Origin of the sequence: Actinopolyspora mortivallis DSM 44261 (genome assembly GCF_000384035.1) — a bacterium.
Classification (GTDB): domain Bacteria; phylum Actinomycetota; class Actinomycetes; order Mycobacteriales; family Pseudonocardiaceae; genus Actinopolyspora; species Actinopolyspora mortivallis.
This window is the reverse complement of record NZ_KB913024.1, coordinates 1,994,480-2,013,438: the sequence shown is the minus strand read 5'-3', so window position 1 is coordinate 2,013,438 and position 18,959 is coordinate 1,994,480. Positions and strand designations below refer to the sequence as shown.

16 protein-coding genes and 1 riboswitch are annotated in these 18,959 nt (G+C 67.8%); of the genes, 9 read left to right on the top strand and 7 right to left on the bottom strand.

Annotated features, from left to right (window positions below; translation table 11 throughout):
- Nucleotides 1-171 precede the first annotated feature (171 nt).
- From clsA to ACTMO_RS0109610, 6 genes are all read left to right on the top strand, one after another.
- Complete coding sequence (gene clsA, locus ACTMO_RS0109635; RefSeq protein ID WP_019854481.1) at nt 172-846, top strand: cardiolipin synthase ClsA; 675 nt, start codon at nt 172-174, stop codon at nt 844-846.
- 268 nt (nt 847-1,114) lie between these two features.
- On the top strand, nt 1,115-1,585 hold the full coding sequence (garA, locus tag ACTMO_RS0109630) for a glycogen accumulation regulator GarA (protein WP_019854480.1): 471 nt from the start codon (nt 1,115-1,117) through the stop codon (nt 1,583-1,585).
- A gap of 343 nt (nt 1,586-1,928) precedes the next feature.
- Nucleotides 1,929-2,405, top strand: a complete 477-nt coding sequence (locus tag ACTMO_RS0109625; RefSeq protein ID WP_019854479.1) for a bifunctional nuclease family protein — start codon at nt 1,929-1,931, stop codon at nt 2,403-2,405.
- A 287-nt stretch (nt 2,406-2,692) separates the two neighbouring features.
- Nucleotides 2,693-3,265 (top strand): MerR family transcriptional regulator, encoded by a 573-nt coding sequence (locus ACTMO_RS0109620; RefSeq protein ID WP_019854478.1) that lies wholly within the window; start codon nt 2,693-2,695, stop codon nt 3,263-3,265.
- Nucleotides 3,266-3,368: 103 nt separating this feature from the next.
- Nucleotides 3,369-3,470, top strand: a riboswitch (glycine riboswitch).
- A 188-nt stretch (nt 3,471-3,658) separates the two neighbouring features.
- Complete coding sequence (gcvP, locus tag ACTMO_RS0109615) at nt 3,659-6,556, top strand: aminomethyl-transferring glycine dehydrogenase (RefSeq protein WP_019854477.1); 2,898 nt, start codon at nt 3,659-3,661, stop codon at nt 6,554-6,556.
- Between the two features lie 68 nt (nt 6,557-6,624).
- Complete coding sequence (locus tag ACTMO_RS0109610; RefSeq protein WP_026449049.1) at nt 6,625-6,909, top strand: hypothetical protein; 285 nt, start codon at nt 6,625-6,627, stop codon at nt 6,907-6,909.
- A 51-nt stretch (nt 6,910-6,960) separates the two neighbouring features.
- On the opposite strand, the gene ACTMO_RS0109605 is transcribed toward ACTMO_RS0109610, so the two are convergent.
- A complete protein-coding gene (locus tag ACTMO_RS0109605) occupies nt 6,961-7,821 on the bottom strand; it encodes a hypothetical protein (RefSeq protein WP_019854475.1) in 861 nt (286 codons plus the stop codon).
- Between the two features lie 264 nt (nt 7,822-8,085).
- Entirely contained in the window at nt 8,086-8,700 is a 615-nt protein-coding gene (locus ACTMO_RS0109600) for a PadR family transcriptional regulator (protein WP_019854474.1), read from the bottom strand.
- A gap of 64 nt (nt 8,701-8,764) precedes the next feature.
- Here ACTMO_RS0109600 and ACTMO_RS0109595 point away from each other — a divergent pair, with 64 nt between their 5' ends.
- On the top strand, nt 8,765-9,448 hold the full coding sequence (locus ACTMO_RS0109595; protein WP_019854473.1) for a hypothetical protein: 684 nt from the start codon (nt 8,765-8,767) through the stop codon (nt 9,446-9,448).
- A 76-nt stretch (nt 9,449-9,524) separates the two neighbouring features.
- Here ACTMO_RS0109595 and ACTMO_RS0109590 read toward each other — a convergent pair whose 3' ends face one another.
- The 3 genes from ACTMO_RS0109590 to ACTMO_RS0109580 all read right to left on the bottom strand — a co-directional run bounded on the left by ACTMO_RS0109590 (nt 9,525) and on the right by ACTMO_RS0109580 (nt 12,821).
- Nucleotides 9,525-10,565, bottom strand: a complete 1,041-nt coding sequence (locus ACTMO_RS0109590) for a hemolysin family protein (protein ID WP_019854472.1) — start codon at nt 10,563-10,565, stop codon at nt 9,525-9,527.
- Nucleotides 10,562-11,929 (bottom strand): hemolysin family protein, encoded by a 1,368-nt coding sequence (locus ACTMO_RS20860; protein WP_019854471.1) that lies wholly within the window; start codon nt 11,927-11,929, stop codon nt 10,562-10,564. Before ACTMO_RS20860 ends, ACTMO_RS0109590 begins: the two co-directional genes overlap by 4 nt.
- Before the next feature lie 331 nt (nt 11,930-12,260).
- Nucleotides 12,261-12,821, bottom strand: coding sequence for a TIGR03086 family metal-binding protein (locus ACTMO_RS0109580; RefSeq protein ID WP_019854470.1), 561 nt, complete (start codon nt 12,819-12,821; stop codon nt 12,261-12,263).
- Between the two features lie 266 nt (nt 12,822-13,087).
- Between ACTMO_RS0109580 and ACTMO_RS0109575 the strand changes: the two genes are divergently transcribed.
- Entirely contained in the window at nt 13,088-14,572 is a 1,485-nt protein-coding gene (locus ACTMO_RS0109575; RefSeq protein ID WP_019854469.1) for a peptide MFS transporter, read from the top strand.
- A gap of 522 nt (nt 14,573-15,094) precedes the next feature.
- Complete coding sequence (locus ACTMO_RS22925) at nt 15,095-15,442, top strand: hypothetical protein (RefSeq protein ID WP_157062855.1); 348 nt, start codon at nt 15,095-15,097, stop codon at nt 15,440-15,442.
- A 129-nt stretch (nt 15,443-15,571) separates the two neighbouring features.
- On the opposite strand, the gene ACTMO_RS0109570 is transcribed toward ACTMO_RS22925, so the two are convergent.
- Together ACTMO_RS0109570 and ACTMO_RS0109565 are read right to left on the bottom strand one after the other, a co-directional pair.
- Nucleotides 15,572-16,639: a DUF3616 domain-containing protein gene (locus tag ACTMO_RS0109570; protein WP_026449048.1), complete on the bottom strand. Its 1,068-nt coding sequence runs from the start codon at nt 16,637-16,639 to the stop codon at nt 15,572-15,574.
- A 74-nt stretch (nt 16,640-16,713) separates the two neighbouring features.
- Complete coding sequence (locus tag ACTMO_RS0109565) at nt 16,714-18,825, bottom strand: FUSC family protein (RefSeq protein WP_019854467.1); 2,112 nt, start codon at nt 18,823-18,825, stop codon at nt 16,714-16,716.
- Nucleotides 18,826-18,959 lie beyond the last annotated feature (134 nt).

The following is an 18,959-nucleotide window of genomic DNA, read 5'->3' as shown; positions in this document are numbered from 1 at the left end:
CTGGGGCGGGCCCGTTCGTCGTCGGTCGTGGTCTCCGACTAGAGTGAGACGGGTACGGCGTCCCGGGAAGGCGGTCCGGCGGGGTTTCCGAAGACGACCCTCCCGGGCGGTGCCGTGAAGGGCGGGTCCGGTCGCAGGCTGTGGGCCCGTGCGTGTGCAGGGGAGGGTCTCGTGGTGCAGGACGCCGACGGCGCCACTACGGGATCGGCGTCGAACGGCGACGACAGACCTCCCGAACAGGGGATCGACCGTCTCAAGGAGGTCGCCGCGGACGTCTGGAGAGATCCGTGGTGGACCCTGCCCAACGCGCTGAGCGCCCTACGACTCGCCGGTGTACCCGCCTTCCTGTGGCTGCTGCTCGGGCCGCACTGGGACCTGCTCGCCCTGCTGGTGCTCGTACTCAGCGGCCTCACCGACTGGCTGGACGGAAAACTGGCCCGCTGGCTCGGGCAGTACAGCAGGGTGGGGCAACTGCTCGACCCCGCCGCCGACCGGCTCTACATCGTGGCCACCCTGGTGGCGTTCGTGCTCCGGGGAGTGATCCCCTGGTGGGCCGCGGCTGCGTTGGTCGGGCGTGACGTGGTACTGACCCTGTGCCTGCCGGTGTTGCGCTACCACGGCTACGAACCGCCCGAGGTGCACTACCTGGGCAAGGCGGCCACGTTCTGTCTGATGTACGCCTTCCCGCTGCTGTTGCTGGTGCAGGGCGACTTCGCGCTGGACTGGCTGGTCCGTCCGGTGGCCTACGCCTTCACCTGCTGGGGCGGGGCGCTCTATCTGTGGGCCGGTGTGCTCTATCTGGGCCAGGTGATCAGCGCGGTACGATCGTCGTGGGTACGCAGTTGACACCCGGGACCCCTGTTCCACGGGGTGCTGTCGTGTACCGAGGCCGCCGTCTCGCGCCCGCGAGGTCCGGTTGCCGGTGAGACCGGGTGAACCGGGTGTGCGGCGACGATCGGGCACACGGATGTGATCTTCGTTGCGGTTACTGTGGGAATAGGGCGGTGATCTCGACATGAGCCGGTACGGATCCCGGGACAGGCCGTCCAGAGCTTTGCGTGGCGCGGTACGTTTGATGGCACTGGCACGACCCATGCGCAGGAGGAGAGCTCAGGTGAGCACCAACGACGGGCCCGGCGACGTACCGCCGGAGCAGTCATCGGAGACCACGTCGGTCTTCAAGCCCTTCCTCTCGGAACAGGAGAACGCCGAGAGCGCACCTTCTGAGGCCGCCGCGTCCGGTGTCGACGCGCTGCCAGCCGGGTCCGCCCTCCTGGTGGTCAAGCGTGGCCCCAACGCCGGATCCCGTTTCCTGCTGGACCGGGAGACGACCAGTTCCGGACGGCATCCGGACAGCGACATCTTCCTGGACGACGTCACCGTCTCCCGCAGGCACGCCGAGTTCCGCAAGGAGGGGACTGAGTACGTCGTCGTCGACGTGGGAAGCCTCAACGGAACGTATGTGAACCGTGAGCCCGTGGACACCTCGGTGCTGGCCAACGGGGACGAGGTTCAGATCGGCAAGTTCCGCCTGGTGTTCCTGACCGGTGCGTCGGCCGAGGGCGGTCAGCAGGAAACCCGATGAGCAGAGCCCGGCCGCGAGCGGTGGAGGGACACCGCCGCGTTGTCACGGGGAACCAGGGCCGTTGATACGGCTGCCGGGCGTGGCGTGGTGACGCACGTGCGGCAGCGGACTCGTGCGCGACGTCCGGATGAAGACACCAGGCCCGGGTGCGCGATGTGTTCCCGTCGAGTGGCTCGGAACCACGGTTGGGCGCGTCCCATCGGGCGATCCGGGGCAGCGAGGGGAGCAACCGTGTGTCCCGTGGGCGGCGTCTTCGCCGTATCGCGGGTAGCGTCGAAGGCGTCGGTGCGCGATCCTCGAAGGAGATGTCACGCTTCGGCGCGCTGGAGGAGGCGATTTGACGATGAGCAGCGAGATGCGCGTCGTCGGCGTGCGAGTGGAACTGCCGGCCAACCAGCCGATCCTGCTGTTGCGCGAAACCGACGGCGAGCGGTATCTGCCGATCTGGATCGGATCGGTGGAGGCGACCGCGATCGCTCTGGAACAGCAGGGGGTCCGGCCCGCGAGGCCGCTGACTCATGACCTGCTCAAGGACGTGATCGGCGCACTCGGGCGGGAACTGGAACAGGTGCGAGTTACGGATCTCCAAGAGGGGACGTTCTACGCGGAGCTGGTCTTCGACGGGGACGTGCGTGTCTCGGCGAGGCCGAGCGACTCCGTTGCTCTGGCCCTGCGCACGGGAGTTCCGATCCACGCCGAGCAGTCCGTGCTCGACGAGGCGGGGCTGCTGATCCCCGACGAGCAGGAGGACGAGGTCGAGAAGTTCAAGGAGTTCCTGGACTCGGTCTCGCCCGAGGACTTTCGGGGAGCCGACACCTGAGGCGTTCGGCACGGCCGGTCACGGCGGTGACGGGCCCGCCGCCGTGTCTCCGGACGACGACATGTTCCGAGACGTGTGGGGGAGTTCCTCTCCGGTCGGATCCGACGAGCCGCGCGTCGCGTTGACCCTGTTCGCCGACGGTCCTACTGTCGAAGGACACGCGAAGGTCGTGCGCACGGTGTTCGGGCGGACGGGGCGACGACGGGCCCGGCTCCGGGAGCAAGGGAGGATGTGCTGCCTCCTCCTGATCCGGCAGTCGCCGGTGCAGCGGCCGAGGGGAGGCGCGCGTGGTCGAGAACGCATCATGGCTTGACACCGAACAGGGCGGGGACGAGCTTTTTCCGGACGCCGCGTTGCCGGACGAACTGGTCGGTTACCGTGGGCGTGCGGCCTGTCAGATCGCGGGGATCACTTACCGGCAGTTGGACTACTGGGCGCGCACCGACCTGGTGGGACCCTCGATCCGGTTGGCCGAGGGATCCGGTTCGCAGCGGCTGTACTCCTTCAAGGACATCCTCGTGCTCAAGGTCGTCAAGCGACTGCTCGACGCCGGGGTGTCGCTGCACAACATCCGTATCGCCGTCGAGCACCTGCGCAGCCGGGGAGTGCGCGACCTGGCGGGAGTGACGTTGTTCAGCGACGGCACGACCGTCTACGAGTGCACCTCGGCCGAGGAGGTCGTGGACCTGCTACGCGGTGGGCAGGGGGTGTTCGGTATAGCGGTCAGCGGTGCCATGCGCGAGATCAGCGGAACGATCAGTGATTTTCCCGCGGAGCGGGCCGACAAGGCCGGCAGGGGAAGCGAGACCGAGGACGAGCTCTCGCGCAGGCGACGGACGCGTCAGCCGGAGAGTTCGTGACCGTCGACCGGATCCGCGGTCCGGACTGTGGGAAAACGGTGCCGAGAGGAGCACGCGTACGATTTCCGAGCCGGCGTCAATGAGGTACGCTCACAGCTGTCGCTGACCCCGTACGGGAGAGTCCGTGCCGGAAGGGCTCCGGTACGGCGCCGAAGGAGCAACCCCTCCCCGATAACCTCTCAGGCCATGGGACCGTACGGGCGAGATACCTCTGGAAAGAGGGCTTCGCCACAACGGAGTGGTGGAACCCCGCCGACGGTGCAAGCCCGGATGCATGGGCGAAGCTCTCAGGCGTCCGCTTCGCGCGGGCATTGACAGAGGGGGAGGCCGGTACTTCCGCGTGGAGTGCCGTCTGCTCTGTCCGAGATGCCCGCGACGATTGAGGTTTTGGCGATGACGGAGGACCGTATACCGCTGGCTGCTCTGGAACACGGAACTCCTTTCGCGGATCGTCACGTCGGTCCCATGCCCGCCGAGCTGGCGCGCATGCTCGACGTGGTGGGGGTCGGTTCGCTGGAGGAGCTCGGTGAACAGGCAGTACCCGCCGGTATCCGTGAGCGCGACGCGCGACTGGATCTGCCCGAGCCGGCCACCGAGGCCGAGTCGTTGGAGGAGCTGGCCCGGCTGGCCGGGCGCAACACTCCGCACGTGGAGATGATCGGGCTCGGCTACTACCCGACCGTCACCCCGCCGGTGATCCGCCGCAACGTGTTGGAGAACCCCGCCTGGTACACGGCCTACACCCCGTACCAGCCCGAGATCTCCCAGGGGCGGCTCGAAGCGCTGCTGAACTTCCAGACCGTGGTCGCCGACCTCACCGGCGTACCGGTGTCGAACGCCTCGATGCTGGACGAGTCCACGGCCGCCGCCGAGGGGATGACCCTGGTCCGGCGCGCCGGACGTTCCAAGTCCCCCCGTTTCGTGGTGGACACCGACGCCTTCCCGCAGACGCTCTCGGTGATCGAGACCAGGGCCGAGCCGCTGGGTATCGAGATCGTGCGCGCCGATCTCTCCCGGGGCGTCGAGGGACTGCCCGACGGAGAGTTCTTCGGGGCACTGCTCGCCTACCCCGGTGCCTCCGGGGCCGTCCGCGACCACGAGGAGGTCATCGCCGAGATCCACCGGCGCGGGGGTATGGCCGTGGTCTCGGCGGACCTGCTGGCGCTGACCCTGCTGCGTGCTCCGGGCGAGATGGGAGCGGACGTGGTGGTGGGTACCACCCAGCGTTTCGGTGTCCCGATGGGCTTCGGCGGCCCGCACGCGGGTTACATGGCCGTCCGCAAGGGTGTGGAACGGCAGTTGCCCGGCCGGCTGGTCGGGGTCAGCGTGGACGCCGACGGCAACCAGGCCTACCGGCTGGCGCTACAGACCAGGGAACAGCACATCCGCCGGGAGAAGGCGACCAGCAACATCTGCACCGCCCAGGTGCTGCTGGCCGTGGTGGCCTCGATGTACGCCGTCTACCACGGCCCCTCCGGGCTGCGCTCGATCGCCACACGCACGCACCGCATGGCCGCCGTGCTGGCCGAGCAGCTGCGTCGGGGCGGGGTTGAGGTCCGCCACGACCGGTTCTTCGACACGGTGCTCACCCGGGTTCCGGGCCGGGCGGACGAGATCGTCGCCGCCGCCCGTCGCAACGGTGTCAACCTGCGCAGGGTGGACGCCGACCACGTCGGTGTCAGCTGTGACGAGACCACCACGCGGCAGCGGCTGGCGCTGGTGTGGGAGGCCTTCGGCCTCACCGAGGGTGACCGCACGCCGGTGGACCGGTTGGACGCGGAGGTGCCCGACGCCCTGCCGAGTGGCCTGCTGCGGGACAGCGAGTACCTGACCCACCCGGTGTTCCACCGGCACCGGTCGGAGACCGCGCTGCTGCGTTACCTGCGCAGGCTGTCCGACTCCGACGTGGCGTTGGACCGCAGCATGATTCCGCTGGGCTCGTGCACGATGAAGCTCAACGCCGCCGCGGAGATGGAGCCGATCACCTGGCCCGCCATCGCGGAGCTGCACCCCTTCGCTCCCGCCGAGGACGCGGCCGGGCTGCTCCGCGTGATGGAGGACCTGCGGAACTGGCTGTCGGAGATCACCGGCTACGACGCGGTGAGTCTGCAGCCGAACGCGGGCAGCCAGGGCGAGTTCGCCGGGCTGCTGGCGATCCGTGCCTACCACCGCCAGCGCGGCCAGCAGCAGCGTGAGGTCTGCCTGATCCCGGCCAGCGCACACGGAACCAACGCGGCCAGCGCCGTGATGGCCGGGCTGCGGGTGGTCGTGGTGCGTTGCGACGACGAGGGCAACATCGAGATGGACCACCTGCGTGAGCTGGTGGACAGGCACCGTGACGACCTGGCCGCGATCATGGTCACCTACCCCTCCACTCACGGTGTCTACGAGGACACCGTCCAGGAGGTCTGCGGGCTCGTGCACGAGGCCGGCGGGCAGGTCTACGTGGACGGCGCGAACCTGAACGCGCTGATCGGCCTGGCCAGGATGGGCAAGTTCGGTGCCGACGTCTCCCACCTGAACCTGCACAAGACGTTCTGCATCCCGCACGGCGGCGGCGGGCCCGGTGTGGGGCCGATCGGGGTGCGCGAGCATCTGGCCCCCTTCCTGCCGAACCACCCACTCCAGCCGCAGGCCGGACCGGAGACCGGCGTGGGTCCGATCAGCGCGGCCCCGTGGGGCAGCGCCTCGATCCTGCCGATCTCCTGGGCCTACATCCGCATGATGGGTGAGGACGGGCTGCGTCGGGCCACGCTCACCGCCGTGGCCGCGGCCAACTACGTGGCACGGCGACTGCACGACTACTTCCCGGTGCTCTACACCGGCAAGGGCGGTTTCGTCGCCCACGAGTGCATCCTCGACCTGCGGGAGATCACCAAGAACGCGGGGCTGAGCGTCGACGACGTGGCCAAACGGCTGGCCGACTACGGGCTGCACGCCCCGACGATGTCCTTCCCCGTGGCGGGGACGCTGATGGTGGAGCCCACCGAGAGCGAGAACCTGGAGGAGCTGGACCGGTTCTGCGACGCCATGATCGCGATCCGGGCGGAGATCGACAAGGTGGCGGCCGGGGCCTGGCCCGCCGAGGACAATCCGTTGGTCAACGCCCCGCACACGGCCTCGGCGCTGGCGGGGGACTGGGAACACGCCTACGGTCGGTGGGAGGCCGTCTACCCGATGGGCGTTCCGGAGGACAAGATCTGGCCGCCGGTGCGGCGGATCGACCAGGCACGCGGGGACCGTAACCTGGTGTGCTCCTGCCCGCCGCTGTCGGCCTACGAGGGCCAGTGAGCGCGCCGACGACTCGTCTAATACGGTGGACGCTTTACGTGACCGACTCCGAGAGGGGCAGGAGCAGCATGCTCACCATCAGTGAAAACGCGGCCGAGGTCATCAAGTTGATCCTGGTCGGCGGAGAGTCCCCCGAGGGGGCCGGTCTGCGTATCAGTTCGCCGGACGGGCAGGCCGCGGCCGAGAGCCTGGAGGCGACGGTCGCGACCATCCCCGAGGACAACGACGAGGTCGTCGAACAGAGCGGTGTGCGCGTCTTCCTGGACGAGCAGGCCGCCGTCGTGCTCGGCGACAAGACCCTGGACGCCGAGCGGGACGACAACGGGGAACTGGGCCTGACGGTCAGCGGGTGAGCCCGCGCAGTGTGCCGGCGGGGCGGTCGGGACGACGAACGACCGCCCCGCCTACTGGTCCAGCAGCCGTTCGCACAGCTCGATGAGCCGTTCCCGCAGCCGTGAGGCTCGCAGGCCGAAGTCCCGCTGCTGGCGAACGTACTCGGCCCTGCCCTGTGGGTTTTCTATCTCGATCGGTGAGTAGCCGAGTTCGCGCAGGTCATAAGGACTGGCCCTCATGTCGAGTTCCCGAATGCGGGCGGCGAGTTCGAAGGAGTCGGCCAGCAGCTCGGCGGGCACGAACGGATCGAGTTTGTAGCACCATTTGAAAACGTCCATGTTGTTGTGCAGACAGCCGGGCTGTTCGAGGCGCACGCGGTCCCGCTGGGTCGGTTGCAGCGTGTTTCTCGGGCGTGCTTGCCGGCTGAAGAAGCGGAACGCGTCGTAATGACTGCACTGGATGCGCATGGACTCGACGAACTCGTCGGTTCCCTTGCTTCCGAGGCGTAACGGCCATTCGGAGTGCCTGAGATCGTCGTGGGGGAGGCGATAGACCATCGCCCATTCGTGCAGTCCGAAACAGCCGAGCTGCGGTGGGCGCGATTCCGTGGCGCTGAGCAGCCGATGGACGAACCGTACGGTCTCACGCCGCTGGGTCGTCAGTTCCTCCGGATCGACCACGACCCCGTGCGATGTGCGGACGTAGCCCTTGCGCCGCAGGAAGTCCTCGCCGTGCTCCAACGCCACCCCGAAACCGGGCTGCCAGCGCTCCAGGCGGGAGGGGCGTTGGGTGTAGTAGGTGAACATGAAGTCCATCACCGGGTGTTTTTCGCCCCGCTTCCGCCGTTGACGGTGCGGTTCGGTGTAGGCCCGCATGCGTTCCCGGTGCGCGTTCTCCCGCGCTCGCCACTCGTCCTCGGCGAGAACGATCACCGTCTCTCCTTTCCTGGAGTCAGCACGGAGTCAGTACGGTGCTGACCGGTCTCTGATCGCGGGATGAAAGTTGTTCGTGCTCACCATACGGCCGAACCCGGAAGCGAGGTACAGGGCTTCGCGACGGCCTGTCGTCCCGGATGCGAACCACCCGGGACCCGGACCGTCCGTGCGGTCTCGCAGCGTCGCCGTACGCGGGTGGGGGGGGGCGGCCGGGATCTCGCGTGTCGGACCCGGTCGTGAACTCGCCGGTGGGGGAGACGCCTACTGCTCGTAGCGGTGTGACTGGGCGATCAGTTCCTGCGGGTCCCACGTGAGTCGGCCACTGTCGAGGGCCTCCACAGTGTGGTCCAACCACTCGATTTCGGCGCGGTGCATGGCGATGACGTAGTCGTTCTCGATCAACAGGACCGCTGGGAGTCGTTCCGACGCCCGCTCGGTCTCCGTGCTCTCCCGCCCGACCAGTTCGACCAGCTCGGCGCGTCGTCCGCGCAGCAGCTCGGCGGCCGTGGACGGTGGTAGGACAGCCAGGAACGACAGTGCCGCCGGAAAGGCGGGAAACTCACGTGCGGGTGTGGACAGCAGGCGGCGCAACGAATCGAACAGTTCCTCGCGTCCCACCTCGGTGAGAGTGTAACGGGTGCGTGGCGGGTAGTTGCCGCTGCGTTCGGTGTCGGTGGCGGCGATGAGCCCGTTCCGCTCCAAACGGTTGACGATCTGCTGAATACTGTTGCGGCTGCGGATGTTGACCACCCTGTCCTTGCCCCGCTCGGTGATCAGCTTGTGCATCCGGTAGGGATGCATCGCCTCCTCGTACAGCAGAGCGAGCACCACCAGGTTCAGCGGTGCCCGCGATTCGCCTCCGGAACGTCGTGTCATGCCTTGACTTTACATATAGTCATAAAATGACTAGAGTTGGGTAACGCGGAGAAGGAGTTCGACCATGACAGGGACGGATCCGGCCACACGAACCAGCCCACTCCGTGTGGCGGCGGGACTTCTACTCGTGGGCACCGTGCTTTACGTGCTGCCGACGGCACTACACGGGAATCCGCCGGTGGGCTCGGCGAGCGCCATGCTGGAGTACGTGCACCAGCGCCCTTCCTGGCGAATCACGCATCTGACCAATATTCTCGCGGTACTGTTGTGGGCCTGCGCGTTCTCCGTGGCGACCCCGGTGCTCGCGTCCACGACGACGGGACTGACACGGGCGTTGCGCGTGGTGTTCACCGCCTCGACGGCGGTGTTCGCGGTGTACTTCAGCGTTCACGCCTTCGGTTTGACGGTCGCCGCCGACCAGTACTTCGCCTCCGGCGCCGACCAGGCGGCCGTGCTGGAACGCACCGAGACGGTACTGATTCTGCTCGGCAGCATCGCGTTCACCGCACAGGCGATGCTGGGGATCTCCATAGCACTGGCCGGTCTCACTCTGGCCCGGACGATGACACCTCGGTGGCTGGGTTGGTCGGCAGTGGTGGCCGGAACCGGGTGGTTGACCGGAGCGTTGCTGATGAACTTCGCGGTCATCGTGCCGTTCACCGTGTTGGTGTGGCTCTGGACGGCACTGTTGGCGGTTCGGATGTGGCGCCTGTCCGGTGGTTCTCCCCACCGGGCCGTGACCGGCTAGCGTACTCGTCACCAGTGTGTGGACGAACCGGCTCGTGCGACTGCCCCTCGGCGTCCGGCAGCGGGACCGGTGGCCATCAGGCCACGTGGGTGCCGTCGCGCACGGTTCCCACGTACTCCTCGACCAGGTCCTCCAGGGCGACCACGCCCCGCGGTCTGCCGCCGTCGTCGACGGCGGTGGCCAAGTGGCTGCCGGTGCGGCGCAGCGCCGTCAACGCGTCGTCGAGCCGATCCCCGGTACGCACGCTGGGCAAGGCACGCACCCGCGCTGGGGAGACGGGAGTGCGGGCGGGCTGGTCCGCCTGGTCCAACACGTCCTTGACGTGCAGGTACCCCAACAGTCTGCCGTCCTGTCCCCGCACGGGAAAACGGGAGAACCCCGTGGAGGAGACGGCGTGCTCCACGTCGGCCAGCGTCGGCTCGCCGGGAAGCGTGGTCAGCTTCTCGAGGGGAACCAGCACGTCGGCGACGGTGCTCTCCACCGAGGACAGCGTCTTGGCCAGCCTGCGGTGCTCGGACTGGTCCAGCAGCCCTTCCCTGCGGGACTCCACGAGCAGCTCGGCCAGTTCGGAGGAGGTGTAGGCGGTCTCCAGGTCCTCCTTGGGTTGGACACGCAGCAGCCGCAGCGCCCCGTTGGCCAGCATGTTGAACAGCGCGATGAACGGCCGGGCGATCTTGACGAAGCCCACCAGGACGGGAACCAGCCACAGCGCCAGCCGCTCGGGTTCGGCGATCGCGAAGTTCTTCGGCACCATCTCGCCGATCAGCACGTGCAGCACGACCACCACCGCCAGCGCGACCGCGAAGGCCACGGTGTGCAGCAGCACGGCCGGAACGGGAACCGACCCCAGCAGTCGTTCCAGCTGGTGCGCCACCGCCGGCTCGCCGAGCCGCCCCAGTCCCAGCGAGCAGAGGGTGATCCCCAGCTGCGCGCTGGTCAGCATCAGCGAGCCCTCCTGGCTCGCCCGGATCACGGTTCTGGCCCGGTGCACCCCCTGCTCACGCAGTGCCTCCAGCCGGTCCCGCCGGGAGGACAGCAGGGAGAACTCGGCACCGACGAACAGTGCGTTCAGCAACAGCAGCAGCACGGTGAGACCGATAGCCGTTCCATCGGTCATCGGGCCACCTCCCGCGCCCGGCTCTCCTGGGTGGGTAACTCACGCGGTTCGCGGTCGGCGGGAACGCGTTGCAGCCGCAGCTCGGCGATCCGGTGCCGGTCCATCGCGGCCACGGTCAGCGTCCACTCGCCCTCACGGATCCGGTCGCCGGGCGAGGGGATCCGTCCCAACCGGGCGAGCACCAGTCCCGCGACGGTTTCGTAGTCCCCGTCGGGCATGGCGAAGCCGGTGGCTTCCTCGACCTCGTCGGCCCGCAGCAGCCCGGAGATGGTCCAGCTCGTTCCGCCGGTACGGCGCACGGCAGCGGCCTCCCTCGGGTCGTGCTCGTCCCGCACGTCCCCGATGATCTCCTCGACCACGTCCTCCAGGGTGACGATGCCCGCGGTACCGCCGTACTCGTCGACGACCAGGGCCAGTTGCAGCCCGGAGCCCCGTAACCGTTCGAGGAGCGCGTCCCCTTCCAGGGTTTCCGGGACGGTGGGAACGGGTTTGGTGAGTCCTCCGACGGAGGTCTCGGCGCGCTCCTCCAGCGGCACCCCGAAGGCCTGCTTGACGTGGACCACCCCGTGCACGTTGTCCAGGTCGCCGCTGTGCACCGGAAAACGCGAGAAGCCGGTGCGCCGGGCCCTGCCGAGCAGTTCGAGCACGTTGTCGGTGACCTCGAGTGATTCGACCCGCACCCGGGGGGTCATCAGTTCCTGGGCGGTGCGTTCCCCGAAACGCAGGGAACGGTTCATCAACTCTGCCGTGGACTCGTCGAGGGTGCCGTGCTCGGCGCTGGAGCGCACGATCGAACCGAGCTCCTCGGGTGAGCGTGCCGAACGCAGCTCCTCCTGGGGCTCGATGCCCAGCTTGCGCAGGAACCAGTTCGCGCTGTCGTTCATCCCGTTGATCAACGGGCTGAACAGGGTGGAGAACCCGGCGTGGTAGCCGGACACCGCTCGGGCGGTCGACAGCGGGCGCGCGATGGCCAGGTTCTTGGGAACCATCTCGCCGAAGACCATGGACAGGGTGGTGGCCAGGAAGATCGCCAACACCAGGGCGATCGGCACGGCCACGCTCTCCGGGACGCCGGTGGTGCTGATCAACGGACGGAGCAGGTCACCGATCAGGGGCTCGGCCACGTAACCGGTGACCAGCGTGGTCAGCGTGATCGCGACCTGGGCGCCGGACAGCTGGAAGGACAGGGTGCTGTGCGCACGCCGCACCGATCTGGAGCGCCGGTCACCGACCTCGGAGACGTGGGCGTCGATGGTGCTGCGTTCCAGGCTGGTCAACGAGAATTCGGCCGCGACCGCCAACGCCGTGCCGAGGGTGAGCACCCCGACGAACAGCAGTCCGGCCACAGCGAGCAGTACGTCCATCAGCGGCCGCCCCGTCTCCGGTCGCGGTGGGGCCGTAGCCGCGGGCTGACAGGTTCGCCGGGTCTTCGACCCGGCCCGGTACTGTCGTCGGTCGAGTGCGCCTCGGGCACTTGGGGTTGTCCCTCCTCCGGATACTCACGGGTGCCGCGCTCCACCGCGGGGCCGCTTCGACCAGTACGGCACGGGTGCGAGCGAGAGCCCTCTGCTGGCACATTCTAGCGTCGGCACCGGTGGTGTGGGCGAGGCTGTGACGGGAATATCCGCCCGACTGGAACGGTTTTCCTTCCCGGAAGGCGGAACCTCCCGGCCTCCGCACGGACGTTCGGCCCGCTCAGGGCCTCCTGCCCACCAGGGCGAGCAGTCTGCTCTGCTGGTCGGCCGTGTCGGGCAGCTGTTCGGGGGCGGCGAACACCCCCGCATGGCGTAGCGCCTCCCGCTGCGGTTCGAACACCGCGTAGACGGCCTCGACCAGCTCGGGATCCAGTCGGGTGTCGGCGTGGATGCCCGTGGCCAGGTCCCAGGCGTGCACGGCCAGGTCCATGGTCATCTGCCAGCCGTACTCCTCGGTGGGAATGGTTCCGCCGGTCACGTGCACGCGTCCGTCGAGGGAGGCGGCGTCCCAGGCGGCCCGTGCGGCCGAGCTGGCCTTTTCCCAGGCCTGTCGCGGGTTTCGGCCGACGTGGTCGCCGTCGAAACGGTCGCCCACCTGGGCCAGGGTGTGTCCCTCCAGCAGCCAAGGAGCCCACAGTTGTTCGCTGATCAGGTGATTGAGCAGGTCACGGACGTTCCACTCGCTGCACGGGGTGGGGTTGTCCAGCTGGTCGACTGTCGTCTGCCGGACACGCCGGTCGAACTCGCGCATGGCCAACCGGTGGGCGGGCAGCAGTTCCATTCGTCTCTCCGTGTGGCGCCGGAATCGAGGAGGTTCGCCCGGCCAGCCTATCCGATCGGACGGGAGGCGGCGTGTCCGCGGAAGCCCGGAGTGAGCGGCCGTGCTACAAGCGTGACCGAACACGGAATGGGAATACTGTGTGAAGTATTTTTCGGGGAAGAGGTCACACGTACGAGGGACCCGATACTTGTGTCCTGTTACTAAACGCGTACCCTCCCGCAAGTTACCAGGTGGCTACAGCCGCCGTGCCATGCGTACGAGAGGACGTGATCGTGAACACCTCCACGGTTACGAACGACCCACGCGGAAAAGGGTTCCTCGGGCAACCCCCCGGGCTGTCGACGTTGTTCTTCACCGAGATGTGGGAGCGCTTCTCCTACTACGGGATGCGCGCCATCCTCGCCCTCTACCTGTACACGGCGGTCGCCGAGGGCGGTTTGGGCCTGGACAAGAACACCATCGCGGTGCCGTTGGTCCTGGCATACGGATCCTCGGTGTATCTGACCGGCGTCGCCGGTGGCTGGTTGGCCGATCGCGTTCTCGGGTCGCAACGTGCCATCTTCTACGGCGGCGTGCTGATCATGTTCGGGCACGTCGCCATGGCCGCACCCGGTGGTCTCACCGCGCTGGGAGTGGGGCTCGGCCTCATCACGATCGGTAGCGGTCTGTTGAAGCCGAACGTGTCCAACGTGGTGGGCGGCCTCTACGACAAGGAGGACACACGGCGCGACGCCGGATTCTCGATCTTCTACACGGGCATCAACCTCGGTGCCTTCATCAGCCAGATCCTGACTCCGGCCCTGCAGACCGGCATCGGTTTCCACTGGGGCTTCGGCGCGGCCGCCGTCGGGATGGCCCTCGGCCTGGTCCAGTACGTTCTCGGACGTGGCCGTCTCGGCGAGGCGGGGCGCCAACCGGTCAACCCGCTGCCCGCCGATCGCAGGAACACGATCCTGACGAGGGTCACGCTCATCACCGTGTTGATTCTGGTCGTGCTCGGGGGGACCGTCTTCCTGTGGGGTATCCCGGGTTTGATCAACACCATCACCGGCATCTCGATGGTACTGCCTGTCGCGTACTTCGTGGTGATGTTCAGAAGTAACCAGATCACCAGGACGGAGCGGGACCGCTTGATCGCGTACATCCCGCTTTTCCTGGCCACGGCCGTCTTCTTCCTGCTGTTCGAACAGCAGGCCGCGACGCTGGTGGTGGTCACCGACTTCCAGACGGACACCACCGTGTTCGGCCACGAGTTCCCGGTGGGATGGTTCCAGTCGATCAATCCGTTGAGCATCATCATTCTGGCCCCGCTTTTCGCCGTGATGTGGACCAAGCTCGGACCACGGCAGCCGAGTACCCCGGGCAAGTTCGTGGGTGGCCTGGTCTTCGTGGGGCTCGCCTTCCTGTGGGTGGTGTTCTCCAGCCTGTTCACCAACGAGGAGGGACTGCTCAACCCGTTCATGATCGGGTTCGTGTTCGTGTTGCTGACCATCGGTGAGCTCATGCTCTCCCCGGTGGGGCTTTCGGCGACCACCAAGTTGGCCCCCGAGGCCTTCTCCTCGCAGACCATGGGGTTGTACTTCCTGGCCCCCGCTCTGGGACAGGGTGTGGCCGCGCAGGTGACGAAGTTGTACTCGGACCAGCACCAGAACCTGTACTTCGGTGGTGTCGGGCTGGTCACCGTCTTTCTGGGCGTCCTGCTCGCGCTGATGGTTCCTTTGATCAAGAAGTACATGCATGGCGTGCTGTAGCGCCGATCGTGGAGGAAGTCGGACCGTACGGATGCTGTCGGGTGTCCGGGGCGGTGGAAACCGCGCCGAAGCCGAAGCAGTGTGAGTGTGGTTCGCTCCAAGGCTCCTGGTACTGACGGGCACGGCCGTCACCGACTGCTGATCGCGTGGTGACGGTCGTGCCCGCTGTTGTTTCGACAGCCGGGGAAGGCGTCGTGGCTGACTGGCTGTGGGGATTCTTCCGTCCTGATAACGCGTGACCTGCTTTATCGAATGTCGATCTTCGAGGGTTTCGCCGCATAACCTGTGCAAGACACTTGATCATGGGAACAAGGAGTGATCTTTGGGTCTGAAGAGAGTTCTGCGATCTCTTGCCGCTTTTTTCGGGATCGTTGTTCTGGGGATGCTCAGTGCCGCGGCGAACGCTGTGGCCGCTCCGGGCGGAGCCGCGAAGGCTCCCCACCGCTTTGTCTTTCGCATCTGGAGGTCCGCAATCCCCACTCGCTGGGGAGTCACGAGATCTGGCCCGACCATCCGGACTGGATGGTCGAATTCAGAGGGCCCGGTCAGGGCCAGCTTTCCAAGTCCGTCACCGTTTCCAACACGGTGTCGACTTCGAGTGGGGTGGGAAACGGCAAGGTCAGTGCCGAAGTGGGCTTCGATGTCACATGGTCCACCACTACGCGCACCTCTTGGACCTCGCCGAAGATATCTGCTGGTCAGAAAGTTATGCTCCGTGCGGGCAAAGTGGTACATCGGACCGGATTCGAAGTCTGGAAAATCAATGAGACCGTGCATCCGACGTGCGGTACCTCGCAGCGGGAAGTACGCCTGCCGAACGGTCACGCCGACCGGTACGAACACCTTGTTTACAGAACGGACTACCTGTGATCACCAGTCCGGTGCATGACATGCACGGGGTCAACTGATCCGCTTCGGCACGGGCCGTCCCGTCGGGGACGGGCGGCCCGTGCGCCGCCGGGTCCGAACGCGTCCGTGACGGGGCGGGATCCCGGAGCCTCAGGGCAGGGCGACGATGTCGCCGAACACGGTGTCGGTCTCGCGCAGCCGGTGCTCGGCCGGACTGTCGTAGACGACGAACAGCTTGTCCCCGTCCGACTCGGAGACCACCGAGACTCCCTCCGCGTGGTCGTTTCCCTCGCCGTGCGGCAGCTCCACCTCCACCGGCAGTCGGTCGGCCCGCAGCACGGAGGGCTCCTCGGTGTGGAGCGCGTCCTTCCAGCGGTGCACCCGCACCGGCCCGTCCAGCTCCATCGTCGGACCGGCGAGAACCAGCAGGTCGTCCCCCTGCGGACACAGGTCCCGCACTCCCAACCCGCCCAGGTCGAGGAAGTGCTTGCGGTAACGGGACCCGCCGAACCTGTCCAACACGAGCTCGCCGGTGCGGGATCCCTCCAGGGGCGCGATCTCCAGCACCACGGCCCAACCACGCAGTACCGGACCGCGCAGGCCCAGCAACAGGTGCCGGCCCTTGACGGCGATCCCCTCCACGTCGAACCCGTTCTCCTTGGCCGGGATGCGGAGGAAGGGGCTGAGGTGGGCGTCGGTGGCGAGGGCCTCGGTGAGGCTGTCCCCACGCCGGGCTCCCAACACCGCCGAACGTCTCCCGTCGGTGCTCTCCCGCACCACGTGGGGCAGCCCCCCGCGGTCGTGTTCCACGGCCAGTCGAGCCACGATGTGGCGGTTCGGCCGGTCACGCACCTTGGTCAGTCTCTTCACGGCCTTGGTGTCGTCGTGCTTGGCCTTGATTCTCTTGCGGACCAGGCTGTGTGACCCCACGGCCCACAGCCAGCTTCCGTCGTAGCCCAGTCCCTCGATGTCGGCCTCGGCGTCCTCGTCCCCGGGCAGCGGGACGAGATCGGCCAGGCGAAAGGTGCGCTGGGCTCCGTAGGAGTCCGCGTGGTCCCCCACCGTGACGCTCATGCGCTCCACGCTCGGTGTCTCGTCCCCGGCCAGCCACAGACAGCCGCCTCCCCCGTCGCGGATGGCCGAGATGTTGACGTGTGTCCCGGCGGAGATCGAGTCCGCGTGGAAGCGCAGCGCCATTCGCCGTTCGATGTCGTGCATGACCGCATTATGCTGTCCGACGCGGGATCCGTGGTCCTCGACGGAGGGGATGTCGGTGTCGCGGCGGCGTTCGCTCACCCCGCTGCCGTTGTCCCGCTCTCCCGCCGAGGGACGCGGCCGAACTCGTGGGCGAGGTCGTGCAGGGTCTGTCCGATCCGGTCGAGCAGGTTGATCGTCCGGTGCAGCGAGGTGGGGCCGGTGGGCAGGGCCTCGGCGATGTCGTGCAGGGATTCGAGACAGGGGCGCAACGCCCGCGAGGTCTCCCCGAAGGGGCGGTCCCCCTCGTCGGTCAGCGCCTCGGCGCAGGCGGCCAGGGCCCACAGGGCTTCGGCGAGCCTGTGGCGGGTGTCCTCGTCGGTCATCTCCACGGTGTGTTCGAGCAGCACCGCCAGGTTGCGGACGTAGTAGGCGCAGCCGGTACCCACGATCAGCTCGCGTTGCAGCCTGCTTCCCCGGGAGCGGAACAACGCCCCCGTCAGCGGGCGTGCGCTGGTGCGCAGCTGTTGCAGCTTGCCGTCCAACTCGCGGGCGTCCTCGTGGAAGGCGGTGACCGTGCCCTGGTGGGCGGTCTCGTCCCCGGCTCGGCGCAACAGGTCCCGCAGGGTGAGCAGGAACTCCCGCGAACGGGCGCTTACCACGGTGCGGGTGCTCGTCGGCAGCACCAGCACCGCCGCCAACACTCCCGCCGCCGCTCCCACTGCCGTCTCCACGAGGCGGGTACCCAGCACCGACGCGGAGAACGTGCCGAGAATGCCGTAGAGGATCCCCAGCGTGGTGGTGACGAAGAAGGTCAGGGCCGAGTAGGAGTAGCCGAGGAAGTAGAAGGCGAGGAACAGGCAGCACAGCACCAGGACGAGCTCGGTGACCGGGTGGCCGGTCACCTGGGAGGCCACCAGGATCCCGGCGAGCACCCCGAAAACGGTTCCCGCCGTGCGCTGCCAGGCCCGGACGAGCAGCTCGCCCCGGCTGTTCACGCTGATGAACACGACGAAGGCGGTGATCACCGCCCAGTACCAGCGGTTCGGGGAGACGAACTGGCCCCCCACGATGGCCAGCGCCGCCGCGCAGGTCGCCTGGGCGGCGACACGGACCTCGGGGCGGCGCAGCCCGGTGTCCTGGTCGACGCGTTCCTGCTGGTCCGTCTCCTGCTGTCGGGCCGGTGGGGGCTCCTCGTCGACCTCCTCCGCACCGTCCTCACCGAGTTCGGAGGTCGCCTGGGCCAGCTCCGTCATCGCCGAGCCGAGTCTGCGCACCGTCATCGCCAGCTCGACCGAACCCTGACGTTCGAAGTCCTCGGCGACCCGACGGCTCACCGAACGGAACTCCGCCGGGTCGGTGCGCAGCACGTCCAGCAGCGGTGCCAGGGCGGGCACCGCCCCGTTGTTCTCCGGATCGTCGAAGGACCGTGTCAGGGGAGTGAGCAGGTTCTCCGCGGCCAGCTCAACCTCCAGCAGCCGCTGGCGCAGCAGTGCGCGCCTGCGTTCGTCGAGGCCGGGCAGCTGTTCGAGCACACCCTCCAGCATGAGAGCCGTCTCGTTCAGCCGGACGGAGTGCGTCTGCAGCGCGCGGCGGTGCCTGACCGAGTTCGGGTTCTCGGCCAGCTCGCGGACCGCGTGCAGCAGGGAGTGCACGTGGGCACGCATGGTGCGCCTACCGCGTTCCAGCACTCCCTGGGGATCGTCGCGCAGCAGCACGAACCGCAGCAGACACGCCGCCAACGCCCCGCACACGGCGGACAGGGCCATGGCGGGGATCTGCTCCAGGGTGGGGCGCAGGAACATCGCGAAGAAGTAGCCGAAGAAGCCGACGAATCCCAGGGCGAAGTAGCGGGCTCCGAAACGGCGGATGTAGGTGGCCACGAAGATGACCACGAGGAACAGTGCCACCTTGAGCGCGGGAAGAGGTTGGCTGACCGTGGCCACGGCCAGACTGGCCGTGGCCGGTATCGGCATGAGCAGGGTCGTCACCAGCCGCTGGCGCTGGGTCGTGTCGTTGACCGCCACCGAGGACTGGATGGCCACGACCGCGCCGATCAGCGCGTTCGACGGTGACTGACCGAGCAGGGGGAGCACGGGCAGCAGCACCAACAGCGTCAGGGCGACCGAACAGCTCACCCGCACGGCGGTGCGGAGCCGGCGGAGAGCGGGATCCGAGGCGACGAAGCGGTTCCACCACTCGCCCCACATGCGCTCCTCCGCGTAGCCGTGTTCCGGAAGGTCTCTTCCGGGGATGTCGACGGGCCGGTGGCGAGATTACGCCGCACGTTCCGCCACGGCATCGCACACACTCCCGCCTCGGAGCCCGATGAGCCGAGGATCAC

Coding starts and splice junctions, on each gene's coding strand:
- ACTMO_RS0109600 (WP_019854474.1), bottom strand. CDS start 8,700: ATGACACGACGTTCCGGAGGCGAATCGCGGGCACCGCTGAACCTGGTG.
- gcvP (WP_019854477.1), top strand. CDS start 3,659: ATGACGGAGGACCGTATACCGCTGGCTGCTCTGGAACACGGAACTCCT.
- ACTMO_RS20860 (WP_019854471.1), bottom strand. CDS start 11,929: ATGGACGTACTGCTCGCTGTGGCCGGACTGCTGTTCGTCGGGGTGCTC.
- ACTMO_RS0109570 (WP_026449048.1), bottom strand. CDS start 16,639: ATGCACGACATCGAACGGCGAATGGCGCTGCGCTTCCACGCGGACTCG.
- ACTMO_RS0109610 (WP_026449049.1), top strand. CDS start 6,625: ATGCTCACCATCAGTGAAAACGCGGCCGAGGTCATCAAGTTGATCCTG.
- ACTMO_RS0109565 (WP_019854467.1), bottom strand. CDS start 18,825: ATGTGGGGCGAGTGGTGGAACCGCTTCGTCGCCTCGGATCCCGCTCTC.
- ACTMO_RS0109590 (WP_019854472.1), bottom strand. CDS start 10,565: ATGACCGATGGAACGGCTATCGGTCTCACCGTGCTGCTGCTGTTGCTG.
- ACTMO_RS0109580 (WP_019854470.1), bottom strand. CDS start 12,821: ATGGAACTGCTGCCCGCCCACCGGTTGGCCATGCGCGAGTTCGACCGG.
- ACTMO_RS0109625 (WP_019854479.1), top strand. CDS start 1,929: ATGAGCAGCGAGATGCGCGTCGTCGGCGTGCGAGTGGAACTGCCGGCC.
- ACTMO_RS22925 (WP_157062855.1), top strand. CDS start 15,095: ATGGTCGAATTCAGAGGGCCCGGTCAGGGCCAGCTTTCCAAGTCCGTC.
- ACTMO_RS0109595 (WP_019854473.1), top strand. CDS start 8,765: ATGACAGGGACGGATCCGGCCACACGAACCAGCCCACTCCGTGTGGCG.